Genomic DNA, 14,218 nt, shown 5'->3' on the forward strand with positions numbered 1-14,218 from the left:
GGTTTTGGGGCTGCAACGATGGTTACCGCGACGTTTGGTTTTGTCGCGGTATCCCACGTACTGAAGAAGATGATGGCTAAGGCGCAGCGTCAGGCTCAGGCAGCCTGACGAGCCAGGGCGATTACGCCTTCTGCCAGCGCATGAAGCCCGCTGGAGCGGCTGGTACTCAGTTGCTCACGCAACCCCAATACATCAAACAGCGCCAGCGGATCCCGCATTAAAATCTCGTCTGGCGTTTTGCCTTCCACGGCGGTCAGTAGCACTGCCAGCAAACCTTTAACGATCCTTCCTTCGCTGTCACCATAGAAATGCATTGTTCCATTCACCGCTTTTTCCGCGCCTAGCCATACCCGGTTTTCACAACCAGACAGCTCATTTTCCGGCGTTTTCAACGTCGTATCCAGCGGTGGCAAAGATTTCGCCAGCAGGATTAACTGACGGTAGCGGTCTTCCCACTGACGGAATGACGCGAATTTTTCGGTCAGTGAGGATTCAGTGATCTCATGGCCGAAAGGATGTGGCGCTAACATGGTATTCCCCAAAGAATGAATTAGTCGGCTAACAGATCGAAAGCATATTTTACTGCCCTGACCAGCCGCATGACGTCCTGTTCATTATTATACGGCGCAAATGAAGCCCGTAATGTGCCGCTGATGCCCAGAGCATCCATCAATGGCTGGGCGCAATGCTGTCCGGCGCGCAAGGCAATGCCTTGTTCAGCCAGCAATGTCACAAGGTCACTGTGATGCACACCGGCGATATCGAATGCCAGAAGTGAGGCATTCTGACAGCGGAAACTGCGGAAACCCTCAATCTGCGTAAGCTGCTCTTCAGCCAGACTCGCCAGATTTTGTGTATATTTCTCTGCCGCTTGCAGATCTACGGTTTTTAACCATTTCAGCGCTGCTGACATCCCGATCACACCGGCAATGTTAGGCGTACCCGCTTCGAAGCGGTGGGGCACGGCCTGCGGTGTAAAACCGGTCATGGAAGCCTGGGTCAGCATTTTCCCGCCGCCCTGCCACGGTGCCATATTCTCGAGCAATTTAGTTTTGCCATACAGCACGCCGATGCCTGTCGGCCCGTAAAGCTTATGGCCGGAGAAGGCATAAAAGTCGATATCGAGTTGTTGAACGTCTGGCGAACAATGAACAACGCCTTGTGCGCCATCGATCAGAACGGGCGTGTCGTTAGCGTGTGCCAGTTCAACGGCACGGGCTATATCGGGTATTCCGCCGGTAACATTCGACATTTGCGTCAGTGCCAGCAAGCGGGTTTTGTTGTTCAGCAGGGCGGAAAGGGCGGTGATATCAGGAATGCCGCACTCATCCACTGGCAGCGTGATCACCTGCGCCTGACATTGTTGTGCGACCATCAGCCACGGAATGAGGTTAGCGTGATGTTCCGCCTGACTGACAATAATCTCATCACCCGGTTGCAGTCGAGGGCGTAGCCAGCTTTGTGCCACCAGATTTATGGACTCCGTGGTTCCCCGCGTCCAGACGATATCTGCGGAATGCGGCGCGTTGATCCACTGGGCCACCAGCCTTCTGGCCTGCTCGTAGTTATCTGTCAGGGTTTGCGCCGCATGATGCTGGCTGCGGTGCACGGTGGCTCCTTCCTGAGAGTAGAAATTTACAGTGGCCTCGATCACCGCCTGCGGCTTCAGGGCGGTGGCGGCACTGTCGAGATAACATTGCCCCTGAGATAGCGCAGGAAACTGTTGACGAAAATCTGCGGGGTTAAAATCAGTCATACGAAATCAGATCCTTCGGCCTGAGTTAAAAATACAGGTTTATCTGTAACACAAGCCGCTTATTCATTTTAGGAATGGTTACCTGGAAATTCATCAGAGGTTTGTTATGCTGAATTACGAAGACTAGAAGCATTAGCCTGGAGTCTAACCAGGAATTTGAAGCATATTAATCTGCAAGGAGTCTATGATGAAGAAGATCGCCGCCGTAATTTCAGCTGCACTGCTGACGACAACACTTGCCGCCTGTTCGAGCAACTACGTGATGCATACCAACGATGGCCGCACCATTGTTGCTGAAGGCAAACCTAGCACCGACAGTGATACCGGTATGATCAGTTATACCGATGCGTATGGCAATAAGCAGCAGATCAATAAATCTGAAATCAAAGAAATGGCAGAAGGGAACTGATTCCTGACGTGAACACCTTGAGTCAGTCGCTCAGGTAACCTCACATTATGCGCTCGCCATTCTGCTGCCTGGTGTTTCCTTTGCGTCCTTTATGCAGCAAAAAAAGCAAAAAAAAAGCACCGCAAATTGCGGTGCTAAAAAATCACTTTGGACAGACAGGGTAATGTACAGGAAGTGAAAAGTTTGTAGCATTCAAGCTACGCGTCTGGATTGCCAGACAATTGCAAACACAACATCACAACCACAAGCCAAAAGTATTTCAGCATCCTCATACCAATCTACTTTTCGTTCCGGCTCAGGAAGTGGCGCCACTATAGGTTTTTGCCTGTACATCCTCAACGGACAAATTATAATGTCTCGGATTAAAAAAACTAATACCTAAACCCACGGACAGGCGTTCCGCTAACCGGCGAATAAGAAGTATCCATTCTATGTCAAAACGTTTACCGCCTTTGAATTCTCTGCGGGTGTTTGATGCCGCAGCGCGTCACCTTAGTTTTACTAAGGCTGCCGAGGAACTGTTCGTCACGCAGGCCGCTGTTAGCCACCAGATTAAGTCACTTGAGGACTTTTTAGGGTTAAAACTGTTTCGCCGCCGCAATCGCTCTTTGTTACTGAGCGAAGAAGGGCAGAGCTATTATCTGGATATCAAAGAGATATTCTCTGCTCTGAATGAGGCCACACGTAAACTTCAGGCACGCAGTGCCAAAGGCGCGCTGACCGTCAGTTTACCGCCCAGTTTTGCGATTCAATGGCTGGTGCCAAGATTGTCTGGCTTTAACTCAGCTTATCCGGGCATCGATGTACGCATCCAGGCGGTAGACCGTGAAGAAGATAAATTGGCCGACGATGTCGACGTCGCCATATTCCATGGTCGGGGTAACTGGCCGGGGCTACGGGCAGAGCGATTGTATGCGGAGTATTTACTGCCGGTTTGTTCTCCTTCGTTGCTGATGGGGGATAATCCGCTGAAGGAACCCGCCGATTTAAGTCATCACACACTGCTGCACGATGCTTCCCGTCGGGACTGGCTGGCGTACACCAAACAGCTTGGGTTGCAGCAGGTGAATGTGCAGCAGGGGCCTATTTTCAGCCACAGTGCGATGGTGGTTCAGGCCGCCGTTCACGGGCAGGGTATTGCGCTGGTGAATAATGTCATGGCACAGACTGAGATTGAGGCCGGACGTCTGGTGTGTCCGTTCAGTGAAGTTTTAATTAGTAAAAATGCTTTTTATCTGGTTTGTCATGACAGTCAGGCAGAACTGGGTAAAATAGCCGCCTTTCGTCAGTGGATCCTCGCCCGTGCAGCCAGCGAGCAGGAAAAACTGCGCTTTCGTTTCGATCAGGCGTGAGGCCTGATTCCTGGGGATAGAAAGTCCTGAGTCTGCTGATGGGATTGATTAATCAGGTTTTCATCAGCAAATAACGATAACAGGTAACGCATAATGACCAGTCGTTCAATGTTGATTTTCGCCGCTATCAGCGGTTTTATCTACGTCGCTTTCGGTGCGTTTGGCGCACATGTGTTGAGCCAGTCGCTCGGCGAAGCGGAAATGGCATGGATCCATACCGGGTTAACTTATCAAAGCATTCATACGCTGGTAGTAATGATTCTGGGTGTTGCGATGCAGCGCCAGCGCAATGTGTGGTTCTACTGGAGCAGCGCCTTTTTAGCGCTGGGAACCGTTTTATTCAGCGGCAGCCTTTATTGTCTGGCGCTGTCACATCTCCGTTTGTTCGTTTTTGTCACTCCGATTGGCGGTACCTTGTTCCTGGTCGGTTGGATTTTGTTGTTGATCGGCGCATTGCGCCTGAAGAAAAAGGCCGAACGCCATGAATAAACTTGCTCTCTACTGCCGTCAGGGTTTTGAAAAAGAATGCGCAGCAGAAATTACTGACAAAGCTGCGAAGATGGAAATCTTCGGTTTTGCCCGCGTGAAAGAAAACAGCGGTTATGTGCTGTTTGAATGCTATCAACCAGATGATGCTGACCGTATCGCCAAAGAACTGCCCTTCCGCGAGCTGATTTTTGCCCGTCAGTTGATCGTGGTGGGGGAGTTGCTGAAAGATTTGCCGCCGGAAGATCGTGTTTCTCCGATTGTCGGCATGGTTCAGAACGTGATTACCAACGGTGGTGAGCTTCGCGTTGAAGTGCCTGATACCAATGAAAGCAAAGAGCTGACCAAGTTCTGCCGCAAACTGACTGTGCCGCTGCGTTCCGCGATGCGCGAATGCAAAGTGCTGGGCAAGAAAGAGAATGCGCTGCGTCCGGTAGTGCATGTGTTCTTTATCGCCCCGGGTTGCTGCTATGTGGGGTATTCCTACAGCAATAACAATTCACCGTTCTATATGGGTATTCCGCGCCTCAAGTTTCCTTCCGAAGCGCCAAGCCGTTCAACGCTGAAACTGGAAGAAGCTTTCCATGTCTTTATTCCGGCTGATGAGTGGGATGAACGTCTGGCAAGTGGCATGTACGCGGTGGATTTAGGCGCGTGTCCTGGCGGCTGGACGTATCAGCTGACACAACGCAGCATGATGGTCACGGCTGTCGACAACGGTCCGATGGCACCCAGCCTGATGGAAACCGGTCAGGTGATTCATCTGCGTGAAGACGGCTTCCGTTACAAATCCACCAGCACTAAGAACTACTGGCTGGTGTGTGACATGGTCGAAAAACCGGCTAAAGTGGCTGCGCTGATGTGTGACTGGCTGGTCAACGGCTGGTGCCGTGAGGCGATCTTTAACCTGAAGTTGCCGATGAAAAAGCGTTACGAAGAAGTCTCTAATATTCTTGAACGCATCGACGAACGTCTGAAAGAAAATGGCGTGAATGCCGAGATCTTCGCGAAGCAGCTTTATCACGATCGCGAAGAAGTCACCGTGCATATCCGCCGTTTCTGGTCGGCTATTGGCGGACGCCGCGACGAGCGTGATCGCTGATACTCGTCATACTTTGAACTGCAGGGGCGTGGGCTGCGTGCGTTCGCCCGAATCACTTACTTGCCACCTGCCTGCAATTCAAATTATTCAGAGTATCCTTCCTGAACACTTGCGTTTGAGAAGTGCTTTTTTATGGCAAACGCAGTTGCTGCAAATTGCCATCCAGCGCGACGTCGGTTTGCAGCGTTGATACACGTTTGCAGGCATACGCCAGTTCACGGTGCTCTTCGAGTTTTTTACGCCATTTTTCCGGCACGCCTTCCAGATTGTCGTAAAGCTCATCCAGCGATCCGGTCTGCGTCAGTAACGTGACCGCCGTCTTCGGGCCTATTCCCGGCACTCCCGGGATTTTACTGCTGCTGATCCCGGCCAGACCCCAGTAATCGGTGAGTTGCTGTGGCAATACGCCAAACGTTTCCTGAACAAACGGCATATCCAGCCAGCGTTTCTGGAAGTAATCGCGGATCTGAATATTGGGTGCCAGTAACTGACAGTACCCTTTATCGGTTGAAACGATGGTGACCTGATGGCCGCCGGATGACACTTTCGCGGCCAGTGTTGCCGCCAGGTCGTCTGCTTCATTACCTGCAGAATGCCAGCAGGCAATGCCTAGCCCTTCAAAACCGGCTTTCAGGCTGGGCATTTCCGCAACCAGATTATCTGGCATTGGTGAGCGCCCGGCTTTGTAGTCGGGCAGACACTGATGACGCCAACTGTCTGCCCGGTCATCTTCGTCAAATACGGCAACGGCATGTGTGGGCTGAGTATGCTGAATCAGCTGACCTATGGCGTTCTGGCAGGTAATCAGACAAGGCGAACCCTGAACCGCATGGATACGGCGGATCAGGTTCAGGGCATCAATAATCAGCAGATGTATTGCCATGTTAATCTCCATAATAAAGGCGACTCGCGTCGCCCTTAGATCTGCTTTAGAAGTGTGACTTGCCGTGTGATCGGTCGGTCAGGCACAAATCTCATAGCAAGGAATATATGCGCTGCCCGGCAATTTCATACGGTGCTGGGCGACGAAACCTTGCAGCAGGCTGTCCATTTTTTTCATTAAAGCCGGATCGCCGTGCAGCTTGAAGCGACCATGTTTTTCGATGGCGTGGATCCCAAATTCTTTCACGTTACCGGCCACAATACCGGAGAAGGCGCGGCGCAGTGCGGCGGCCAGTTCCTGCGGTGGCTGGTTAGGATAAAGATTCAGGTTCGCCATGTTTTCATGATTCGGTTCGAACGGGTGCTGCAAATCGGGCGCAATGCGAATCGACCAGTTGAAACTGTAGGCATCTCCGCTGTTACGACGGTTTTCTTTCACCAGCGGCATGGCGCGTTTCATCTGACGGGCGACTTCTGTCGGATCGTCGATGATGATGGTGTAGAACTTACAGGCTTCTTCACCCAGCGTTTCTTTAATGAAGGCATCAAGAACGTGGAAGTAATCCGCGCTTTCTTTCGGGCCGGTGAGGATCAGCGGTAAAACCTGATCGCTGTTTTCCGGATCCATCAGAATGCCCAGCAGATACAGTAATTCTTCTGCGGTACCTACACCGCCAGGGAAGATAATGATCCCGTGCGCAATGCGCACGAACGCCTCAAGCCGTTTTTCGATATCCGGCATGATGATCAGTTCGTTGACCAGTGGATTAGGCGGCTCAGCAGCAATAATCGACGGTTCTGTCATGCCGATAAAGCGGCCGGCTTTGTAGCGCTGTTGCGCGTGGCCGACGGCGGCGCCTTTCATCGGGGCTTCCATTGCGCCCGGGCCACAGCCGGTACAAATGTTCAGTTCACGCAGACCCAGCTGACTGCCGACGTTACGGGCATACTGATATTCAATTTCATTAATTGAATGTCCGCCCCAGCAAACCACCATGTTCGGATCTTCATCCAGATGCAGGGCGCGGGCATTGCGTAAGATAGAGAACACCAGATTGGTCAGATGCGCTGAGTTTTTGGTATTCAGGTGCTGAAAACGACCGGCGTTGTCAATTTGCCCGCTCACGAACAGAATATCGCGCAGTACAGCAAACAGGTTGGCCTGTAATGAGCGGATAATCCGGCCATCCACAAATGCGTCTTCCGGTGGGTTTACCAGTTCCAGTTTCACGCCACGCTCTCTGCGCAGCACATTGATATCAAAGCTTTCGTAACGGTCGAGAAGCTCTTTACTGCTGTCAGTCTGGCTGCCGCTGTTAAGCACGGCCAGTGAACAATTTCGGAAAAGACGATAGAGGTCGCTGCTCGCAGTACGTTTGAGCATGTCGACTTCCAGCTGCGACAACAAATCCATTGAGCCTAACGGGCTGATATGTGTAATCAAAGTTGCTCCTTGACACCAACGGGTGCAGTGATTCTTTCTGCTACCTGATTGCGGCGCATGATTTTTCGGATCATATTTTTTGCGCCGTACGCGATTTAACAGTAACCCCGTCATCAGGCTTTTACCAATGCTGACAGAGCGTTAGCTCAGTTCTTGAGCAACGTCTCGCATTATTGTCTGACAAGTCGCGCGGTTGCAGGTTCAAACGGGAAGTTGGATCTCCATGGATTGATGTCCAGACCACCGCGGCGTGTATAGCGCGCATAAACGGCAAGCTTTTCCGGCTGGCAGAAACGCAGCAAATCATTAAAGATGCGTTCAACGCATTGTTCGTGGAATTCATTGTGATGGCGGAAAGAAACCAGGTAACGCAGCAGCGCTTCATGGTCGATTTTCGGGCCGCGATATTGGACCTGAACGGAACCCCAGTCTGGCTGATGGGTGATCAGGCAGTTGGATTTCAGCAGATGACTGACCAGCGACTCTTCAACGATCTCAGCACCTTTAGCATTGGCCAGATAATCCGTGCTGAACTCGTAACTGTCGATCTCAATATCCTGCTCATCGATGCAAACACCGTCAAAATGCCCAACCGCTGAACCTTCAATCTCAGACAGACGGCTGACGCTCACCGTGACTTCGCCTTGCGCGCAGGCGCTTAAATCACGGGTTAATGTTTCCTTGACCGCCTGCCAGTCCGCGAAAACGGTCTGGTTGAAGCTGTTCAGATAGAGCTTGAAGCTTTTGGATTCGATCAGATTCTGGCTGTTGGCATTCAGACTGATTTCACCCACGGCAACCTGCGGCAGGCCTTTGGCATTGAGCCACGACAGTTCATACAGCGTCCAGATATCTGCGCCATGAAACGGTAAGTTGTCCGGATATAAACCCAGCGGTTCACGGTTCATGCTGCGCGGAACGGCCTGCAATAAAGACGCGTCGTATTGATCGACATAAGCCGTACTTTTACCCAGCGTCAGTTGCGCCAGGGCGGGGTTATCCTGATATGAGGACATGCTGTCACCTTACGAAATAGGTACAATAGAGAATAATCCCTAGTTTACCCCAGCCTTACCGGAAGATGAGAGAATTATGGAGTCTGAAGTTTCTGTAGCATTGCGTGAATTTACTCAACGTTATGTCGATCTCTGGCAACAGGAAACCGGCATGCCGCCCGCCAGTGAAGCCCTTTTTGGTGTGGATTCGCCGTGCGTGGTCAAAACAGATGAAGACAAGGTCTTCTGGCTAACACAGACGTTTACCCCTGATGCGACCTTGCAAAATGTAGAACGGGCGCTGGAATTACAGTTGCGTCCTGAGGCGCATGAGTTTTACACGACACAGTATGCAGGGGACATGACCGCCAGCTGGCAGGGAAATCCGCTGACGTTGTTGCAGGTCTGGAGCCAGGAAGATTTCACCCGTTTGCAGGAAAATCTGATCGGGCATCTGGTCACGCAAAAGAGGCTGAAGCTGACACCTACCCTTTTTCTGGCGACCACAGATTCCGAGCTGGATCTGGTTTCGTTATGCAATGTGACCGGTAATGTCGTGCTGGAACAGTTCGGCAGTAAAAAACGAACTATACTCTCGCCATCGTTATCAGAATTCCTTACAATGCTGACCGCTGTTTGTCCCGCCTGAGCAACATCATCTGAACGACCCATCCCGCAGAGCACAAATGGCTCACAAGCGTGTGAGAGATCTCTCACAAAGGCTGTAAGAGATCTCGCTAATTTGACTTAATTACTTCCTGGTTAAAATAATTTTCATAAATAAAATCAATTAGTTGGTTGATTTATTGGTTGTGAGACGGCTTACGCCCGCTGAGGTTGGCTTACAGCCTGCCTTGCTCCCAAGGCCGAAATCAACGATTCTAGTCAGGCACTAAGGAAGCATGAAGCAGAACATCAGGATGATGGCTGATTCATAAAAAAGGGGACGGCTCAGGAAGAGTCAGGACGGCATCGGATTATGCCAGGATGTTTCAGGACGAAACCAGGGACACCTCCAGGACGGAGAAGAGAGCTCACAAAGGAAGCTGAGCGGGTCACAGATGACCAAGGGACATCAGTCAGGATGACTTAGGACAGACCGTCAGGATGAAAGTTGGACGATGCAAAGGACAGCCGGTTAGGATAACCGCAGGAAAAGTTTTCAGGGATTGAGCAGGGAGCACTCAGGTAGCTGGATTGCTATAAAACGAACCGGGGGCACTGTGAAAACAGTGCCCCCAACTTTTATGTCTATAAAAATTACTTCTGTAAAATCTTCCTTCCAGCCCAAAGCGCCAGCCATTCCTCAGCCGATCGCCCCCAAGACATCATCCTGCCCCTGCTTTTTCGGCAACAGGAATAAAGTGGCAAAAATATCCAGCAGATAAATCGCGGCCAGCAAGGTAATTGCTGCGGTAAATGACACCTGTGCCACCAGCATTCCAATCACCAGCGGGCCAAAACCACCGACGCCACGTCCGAGATTAAATAACAGATTCTGGGCCGTCGCCCGGACACGTACCGGATAGAGATCGGAAATCAGGCCGCCGTAACCGCCAATCATGCCATTCACGAACATCCCCATCAGCGCGCCTGCGAACAACATCAGCGCCGGGTCAGACAACTGCGCGTAACACACCACCATCACGACAGCGCCAATCTGATAAATCAGGAAGATTTTCCAGCGCGGGAAACGATCCGACAACATGCCGAACAGCCAGATGCCGAAGGTCATACCGACAACCGTCACGGCGGTCCACAGGCCAGATTTGGTCAGTGAGAAGCCAAAGTTTTTCGACAGATAACTCGGCATCCAGATCATCAGCCCGTAATAACCAAAGTTCTGAACAGAGCACAGGATCAGAATGCCGATGCTGGCTTTGGTCGTGGCTTTATCGCGGAACAGTAACTTAATGCGGCTAAACAGTGAGCCATCATTATTGCTGGCAGTGTGTTTTACGAAGGCTTCCGGTTCGCCCATTGTGCGGCGGATAAGGAAAGAGGCCAGCGCCGGTAACAGTCCGACCAGGAACATGCCGCGCCAGCCGATAATGCCCAACAGCATCGGTGTCAGGAAGGCGGCCATTAGCACGCCGAGCTGCCAGCCCATGCCGACATAGGCCGAGGCGCGGTTACGTTTTTCCGCTGGCCACGCTTCTGCAATCAGCGCCATGCCGATACCAAATTCACCGCCCAGGCCGACACCAGCCAGAGTGCGATAGATCAGTAAATCCCAGTACCCTTGTGCGAAAGCGCATAAACCGGTGAAGAGGGAGAACATCAGAATGGTGAAGGTCAGTACCCGGATGCGGCCGAAACGATCGCTGATAGGTCCGAAAATGACGCCGCCCAGTACGGCACCAATCAGGGTCCAGGTCACCAGCGAACCACTTTGTGAGGAAGACAAACCAAATTCGCTGGTAATAGCCGGGAGCATGAAACCGAGGATCAATAAATCAAATCCGTCCATGGCGTAGCCGGTGACGGAGGCCAGCATGGCTTTTGCCGGTGTTGCGTGTGCTTTTTGAATGTGTTGTGCGGACATGTGGACAGATCTGTAAAGAAAAAAGTGGCGGTAGTTTGCCCGTATCGGGCGTTTATCGCTACCACGAAAAACTTATGGTTGGATAGATAAATTGGATAGGATGCAGAGAGTTGGGGCATCAGTCCTTCAATGTTATGCTTTGCGCCCCCCGGCGGAGGCTGCCCGGGGCCATGAACGAAGAGAGTCATTGATGAATATAGAAAACCAGGTTCGCCAGATTTTAGAAGATATCGAGCAGGTCATGCGTGATGAAAAATTGTGGCACGCCACGCCGCCGGAAGCGGAAGCCTTTGAAAGCAAAGAGCCGTTTTCAGTGGATACCCTGTCTGCTGAACAATGGCTCCAATGGGTGCTGGTTCCCCGTATGTACGCGTTGCTGGAGGCCCAGGCACCAATGCCAACCCGTTTTGCTATCACCCCCTATTTTGAAGTGGCGATGCCTGAAGCACTCCGTTTGCTGACTCAGCTGCAACGCCTCGACGATTTGCTGAACATAGAAGACTGACATGCTGGAAATTTTGTATCAGGACGAACATCTGATCGCAGTAAATAAACCTGCGGGTATGCTGGTTCACCGCAGCTGGCTGGACCGCCATGAAACGGTGTTTGTGATGCAAGCATTGCGTGATCAGATTGGTCAGCATGTGTTTACGGTTCACCGGCTGGATAAGCCGACGTCGGGCGTTTTGCTGCTGGCGCTGTCCAGCGAAGTGGCGCGTTTGCTGTCGCAGCAGTTTGAAAATAACCAGATGAGCAAGGTGTATCATGCCGTGGTTCGCGGGTATGTGCCGCAAGACGGTACCCTCGATTACGCGCTGACGGAAGAGCTTGATAAAATCGCCGATAAGTTTGCCAGTCCGGATAAAGCGCCACAGCCTGCGGTCACGCATTATCGCGTGGTGGCTCAGGTCGAGATGCCCGTGGCTGTTGGTCGTTATGATACGGCCCGTTATAGCCTGGTTGAACTGAAACCAGAAACCGGTCGTAAACATCAGCTGCGCAGGCATATGTCGCATCTGCGTCACCCGATAATCGGAGACAGCGCGCACGGTGATTTAAAGCAAAACCGGGGTATGACGCAGCATTTCGGCTGTTCCGGGCTGATGCTGCACGCCAGTCATATGCAATTGCCTCATCCGGTTACGGGTGAGCCGTTGTCGATTCAGGCGCGCTGGGATCATCGCTGGCAAAATGTGGTGACACAGTTTGGCTGGCAGGGAAAAATCCCTGAGCTTGAAAGGGTTGAGTTTGCAGAAACTTGCCGTCAGGATAGTGCACAAATTTAGTCCCTTTGATTGAAATATTGGCATCACACAGGAGTGAAACCCATGGCAGAAGTCGGAATTTTTGTCGGTACGGTATACGGCAATGCGTTACTGGTGGCAGAGGAAGCGGAAACCGTGCTGAAAGGCCAGGGTCATGACGTGAAACTGTTTGAAGAAGGCACGCTTGAAGCCTGGCAATATTACCGTCATCACTTTGTGCTGATTGTGACGTCGACTACCGGTCAGGGGGATTTGCCGGACAGCATCGCGCCTTTGTATGTCGCCATCCGTGACACCGTGGGCTATCAGCCGGAGTTGCGTTACGGCATGATTGCGCTGGGTGATATCAGCTACGATCATTTCTGTGGCGGCGGCCATAAGCTGGATGATTTATTGCAGGAACAAGGCGCATCGCGCATTGGCGAAATGCTGGAAATTGACGCCATGGAAACTGCCGAACCGGAAACCGTTGCGATTCCGTGGGTGGAAAAATGGGGACAGTTGCTTAAATAACGTCACACCCTTTGCCGTTCTGCGCGCAAGAAATAAAAAGGTCAGGCAAACGCCTGACCTTTTTTGTATTCACATCTTCTGACCGGAATTTATCAGCGGCCGTTGGTGAGTTTTTCCAGATCAGATTCAATCTCAGAAATTTTATTCGCCACGACAGATTCAAGATGGCGTAAGTCATCCAGAATTTTACGTTTCAGATCCACTTCTACCTGATCACGCTGACAGATTTGATCCAGCTCATCAATCACATAGCGCAGATTTGGGCTGATCTCATGAATTTCTTTATAACCCTGACCGGCATTATCGGCAACGATGGTTTTACGCTGGCGCGGGTATTTAAACTTCACGCTTTTAGCAAAAAACTCGCCTTTATCTCTGCGGAAATAGATCTTCAGAATATCGTTATTGGCCTCCTGACGCAGGCTGTAACGATCAATATCGTCGGGATTATTAATGCCCAGGCTTTTCAGATTGTCATACATAGCGCCACCTTCGTTTAGGAGAAAATCAGAGTGTCATGATGAACTGAACGGCGGCTTTAATCATTGATTAATTGCACAGTTTGCCGTTTAGAAGATAAAAAAATAGCGGGTTATTTTTTAAAACAATACCCGCTATTTTTAAGTTTAGTCGATTGTGCGCAATAACTCATTCAGGCCGGTTTTGCCCAGAGTTTTCGCATCTACTTTCTTGACGATGACAGCGCAGTACAGGCTGTATTTACCGTCTTTAGAAGGCAGGTTGCCGGAAACCACTACGGAGCCCGCTGGTACGCGGCCGTAATGCACTTCACCAGTTTCACGGTCATAGATTTTGGTGCTCTGGCCGATGTAAACACCCATGGAAATCACCGAGCCTTCTTCCACGATCACGCCTTCAACGATTTCTGAACGCGCGCCGATGAAGCAATTGTCTTCGATGATAGTCGGGTTCGCCTGAAGTGGCTCCAGAACGCCGCCGATACCTACGCCACCGGACAGATGAACGTTTTTACCGATCTGCGCACAAGAACCGACAGTCGCCCAGGTATCAACCATGGTGCCTTCATCAACGTAAGCGCCGATGTTGACATAAGAGGGCATCAGCACGGTGTTGCGTGCAATGAATGCGCCTTTACGCACGGCAGCAGGTGGCACCACGCGGAAACCTTCACGCTGGAAACGCGCTTCATCGTAGTCAGCGAATTTCATGGGCACTTTATCGAAGTAACGGCTTTCACCGCCTTCCATCACCTGGTTGTCATTGATTCTGAACGAGAGCAGTACCGCTTTCTTCAGCCACTGATGCGTCACCCATTCGCCATCAATCTTCTCAGCAACGCGCAATTCGCCGCTGTCGATTTTGCTGATAACTTCAGTGATAGCGTCGCGCGTTACGCTGTCAACGTTAGCCGGAGTAATGTCTGCACGGCGCTCGAAGGCTTGTTCAATAACGGTTTGTAGTTGCTGCATCCTGTTCTCTTTCCTGAA

Annotated in this window: 16 protein-coding genes and 1 pseudogene; 9 read left to right on the top strand and 8 right to left on the bottom strand. The window is 51.3% G+C overall.

Annotation, left to right across the window (positions count from 1 at the left end; translation table 11 throughout):
• Nucleotides 1-108 (top strand): annotated as a pseudogene (locus AC1DUO_RS17430) (tRNA cyclic N6-threonylcarbamoyladenosine(37) synthase TcdA); the annotation flags it as partial.
• On the opposite strand, the gene csdE reads toward AC1DUO_RS17430, so the two are convergent.
• Together csdE and csdA are read right to left on the bottom strand one after the other, a co-directional pair.
• Nucleotides 96-530 carry a cysteine desulfurase sulfur acceptor subunit CsdE gene (gene csdE / locus AC1DUO_RS17435; protein WP_037035153.1) on the bottom strand — a complete coding sequence of 145 codons (435 nt, stop codon included), beginning with the start codon at nucleotides 528-530 and terminating at the stop codon, nucleotides 96-98. The pseudogene AC1DUO_RS17430 and the gene csdE sit on opposite strands and share 13 nt — an antisense overlap.
• A gap of 20 nt (nucleotides 531-550) precedes the next feature.
• Nucleotides 551-1,756: a cysteine desulfurase CsdA gene (gene csdA, locus AC1DUO_RS17440; RefSeq protein ID WP_477988124.1), complete on the bottom strand. Its 1,206-nt coding sequence runs from the start codon at nucleotides 1,754-1,756 to the stop codon at nucleotides 551-553.
• Nucleotides 1,757-1,943: 187 nt separating this feature from the next.
• On the opposite strand from csdA, the gene AC1DUO_RS17445 reads away from it, so the two are divergent.
• The 4 genes from AC1DUO_RS17445 (at nucleotide 1,944) to rlmM (ending at nucleotide 5,105) form a co-directional block, all read left to right on the top strand.
• Complete coding sequence (locus tag AC1DUO_RS17445) at nucleotides 1,944-2,165, top strand: YgdI/YgdR family lipoprotein (protein WP_013574177.1); 222 nt, start codon at nucleotides 1,944-1,946, stop codon at nucleotides 2,163-2,165.
• 431 nt (nucleotides 2,166-2,596) lie between these two features.
• Entirely contained in the window at nucleotides 2,597-3,517 is a 921-nt protein-coding gene (locus AC1DUO_RS17450) for a transcriptional regulator GcvA (protein WP_013574178.1), read from the top strand.
• 93 nt (nucleotides 3,518-3,610) lie between these two features.
• On the top strand, nucleotides 3,611-4,006 hold the full coding sequence (locus AC1DUO_RS17455; protein WP_013574179.1) for a DUF423 domain-containing protein: 396 nt from the start codon (nucleotides 3,611-3,613) through the stop codon (nucleotides 4,004-4,006).
• Nucleotides 3,999-5,105, top strand: coding sequence for a 23S rRNA (cytidine(2498)-2'-O)-methyltransferase RlmM (gene rlmM, locus AC1DUO_RS17460; RefSeq protein WP_013574180.1), 1,107 nt, complete (start codon nucleotides 3,999-4,001; stop codon nucleotides 5,103-5,105). Before AC1DUO_RS17455 ends, rlmM begins: the two co-directional genes overlap by 8 nt.
• Before the next feature lie 130 nt (nucleotides 5,106-5,235).
• Here rlmM and xni read toward each other — a convergent pair whose 3' ends face one another.
• The 3 genes from xni to queF all read right to left on the bottom strand — a co-directional run bounded on the left by xni (nucleotide 5,236) and on the right by queF (nucleotide 8,447).
• The gene (gene xni, locus AC1DUO_RS17465; RefSeq protein WP_013574181.1) at nucleotides 5,236-5,988 is read right to left on the bottom strand and encodes a flap endonuclease Xni; all 753 of its coding nucleotides are present in this window, start codon (nucleotides 5,986-5,988) and stop codon (nucleotides 5,236-5,238) included.
• A 78-nt stretch (nucleotides 5,989-6,066) separates the two neighbouring features.
• On the bottom strand, nucleotides 6,067-7,431 hold the full coding sequence (gene ppnN, locus AC1DUO_RS17470; protein ID WP_013574182.1) for a nucleotide 5'-monophosphate nucleosidase PpnN: 1,365 nt from the start codon (nucleotides 7,429-7,431) through the stop codon (nucleotides 6,067-6,069).
• Between the two features lie 170 nt (nucleotides 7,432-7,601).
• Nucleotides 7,602-8,447: an NADPH-dependent 7-cyano-7-deazaguanine reductase QueF gene (queF, locus tag AC1DUO_RS17475; protein ID WP_112152495.1), complete on the bottom strand. Its 846-nt coding sequence runs from the start codon at nucleotides 8,445-8,447 to the stop codon at nucleotides 7,602-7,604.
• A 76-nt stretch (nucleotides 8,448-8,523) separates the two neighbouring features.
• Between queF and syd the strand changes: the two genes are divergently transcribed.
• Nucleotides 8,524-9,075 carry a SecY-interacting protein gene (gene syd, locus AC1DUO_RS17480; protein WP_013574184.1) on the top strand — a complete coding sequence of 184 codons (552 nt, stop codon included), beginning with the start codon at nucleotides 8,524-8,526 and terminating at the stop codon, nucleotides 9,073-9,075.
• Between the two features lie 657 nt (nucleotides 9,076-9,732).
• Here the strand turns inward: syd and AC1DUO_RS17485 are convergent.
• A complete protein-coding gene (locus AC1DUO_RS17485; protein WP_166861384.1) occupies nucleotides 9,733-10,971 on the bottom strand; it encodes an MFS transporter in 1,239 nt (412 codons plus the stop codon).
• Between the two features lie 190 nt (nucleotides 10,972-11,161).
• Here AC1DUO_RS17485 and AC1DUO_RS17490 point away from each other — a divergent pair, with 190 nt between their 5' ends.
• The 3 genes from AC1DUO_RS17490 to AC1DUO_RS17500 are packed head-to-tail and all read left to right on the top strand — an operon-like array spanning nucleotide 11,162 to nucleotide 12,749.
• Nucleotides 11,162-11,476, top strand: a complete 315-nt coding sequence (locus AC1DUO_RS17490; protein ID WP_013574186.1) for a YqcC family protein — start codon at nucleotides 11,162-11,164, stop codon at nucleotides 11,474-11,476.
• A 1-nt stretch (nucleotide 11,477) separates the two neighbouring features.
• Nucleotides 11,478-12,257, top strand: coding sequence for a tRNA pseudouridine(65) synthase TruC (gene truC, locus AC1DUO_RS17495; protein WP_449632688.1), 780 nt, complete (start codon nucleotides 11,478-11,480; stop codon nucleotides 12,255-12,257).
• Nucleotides 12,258-12,299: 42 nt separating this feature from the next.
• Nucleotides 12,300-12,749 (top strand): flavodoxin, encoded by a 450-nt coding sequence (locus AC1DUO_RS17500; protein ID WP_013574188.1) that lies wholly within the window; start codon nucleotides 12,300-12,302, stop codon nucleotides 12,747-12,749.
• A 92-nt stretch (nucleotides 12,750-12,841) separates the two neighbouring features.
• Here AC1DUO_RS17500 and AC1DUO_RS17505 read toward each other — a convergent pair whose 3' ends face one another.
• Together AC1DUO_RS17505 and dapD are read right to left on the bottom strand one after the other, a co-directional pair.
• A complete protein-coding gene (locus tag AC1DUO_RS17505) occupies nucleotides 12,842-13,231 on the bottom strand; it encodes a DUF3461 family protein (protein WP_013574189.1) in 390 nt (129 codons plus the stop codon).
• A 144-nt stretch (nucleotides 13,232-13,375) separates the two neighbouring features.
• On the bottom strand, nucleotides 13,376-14,200 hold the full coding sequence (dapD, locus tag AC1DUO_RS17510; RefSeq protein WP_013574190.1) for a 2,3,4,5-tetrahydropyridine-2,6-dicarboxylate N-succinyltransferase: 825 nt from the start codon (nucleotides 14,198-14,200) through the stop codon (nucleotides 13,376-13,378).
• Nucleotides 14,201-14,218: the final 18 nt, after the last annotated feature.

Source organism: Rahnella sp. P4_A8, assembly GCF_056402435.1.

Coding starts and splice junctions, on each gene's coding strand:
- csdE (WP_037035153.1), bottom strand. CDS start 530: ATGTTAGCGCCACATCCTTTCGGCCATGAGATCACTGAATCCTCACTG.
- csdA (WP_477988124.1), bottom strand. CDS start 1,756: ATGACTGATTTTAACCCCGCAGATTTTCGTCAACAGTTTCCTGCGCTA.
- AC1DUO_RS17445 (WP_013574177.1), top strand. CDS start 1,944: ATGAAGAAGATCGCCGCCGTAATTTCAGCTGCACTGCTGACGACAACA.
- AC1DUO_RS17450 (WP_013574178.1), top strand. CDS start 2,597: ATGTCAAAACGTTTACCGCCTTTGAATTCTCTGCGGGTGTTTGATGCC.
- AC1DUO_RS17455 (WP_013574179.1), top strand. CDS start 3,611: ATGACCAGTCGTTCAATGTTGATTTTCGCCGCTATCAGCGGTTTTATC.
- rlmM (WP_013574180.1), top strand. CDS start 3,999: ATGAATAAACTTGCTCTCTACTGCCGTCAGGGTTTTGAAAAAGAATGC.
- xni (WP_013574181.1), bottom strand. CDS start 5,988: ATGGCAATACATCTGCTGATTATTGATGCCCTGAACCTGATCCGCCGT.
- queF (WP_112152495.1), bottom strand. CDS start 8,447: ATGTCCTCATATCAGGATAACCCCGCCCTGGCGCAACTGACGCTGGGT.
- syd (WP_013574184.1), top strand. CDS start 8,524: ATGGAGTCTGAAGTTTCTGTAGCATTGCGTGAATTTACTCAACGTTAT.
- AC1DUO_RS17485 (WP_166861384.1), bottom strand. CDS start 10,971: ATGTCCGCACAACACATTCAAAAAGCACACGCAACACCGGCAAAAGCC.
- AC1DUO_RS17490 (WP_013574186.1), top strand. CDS start 11,162: ATGAATATAGAAAACCAGGTTCGCCAGATTTTAGAAGATATCGAGCAG.
- truC (WP_449632688.1), top strand. CDS start 11,478: ATGCTGGAAATTTTGTATCAGGACGAACATCTGATCGCAGTAAATAAA.
- AC1DUO_RS17500 (WP_013574188.1), top strand. CDS start 12,300: ATGGCAGAAGTCGGAATTTTTGTCGGTACGGTATACGGCAATGCGTTA.
- AC1DUO_RS17505 (WP_013574189.1), bottom strand. CDS start 13,231: ATGTATGACAATCTGAAAAGCCTGGGCATTAATAATCCCGACGATATT.
- dapD (WP_013574190.1), bottom strand. CDS start 14,200: ATGCAGCAACTACAAACCGTTATTGAACAAGCCTTCGAGCGCCGTGCA.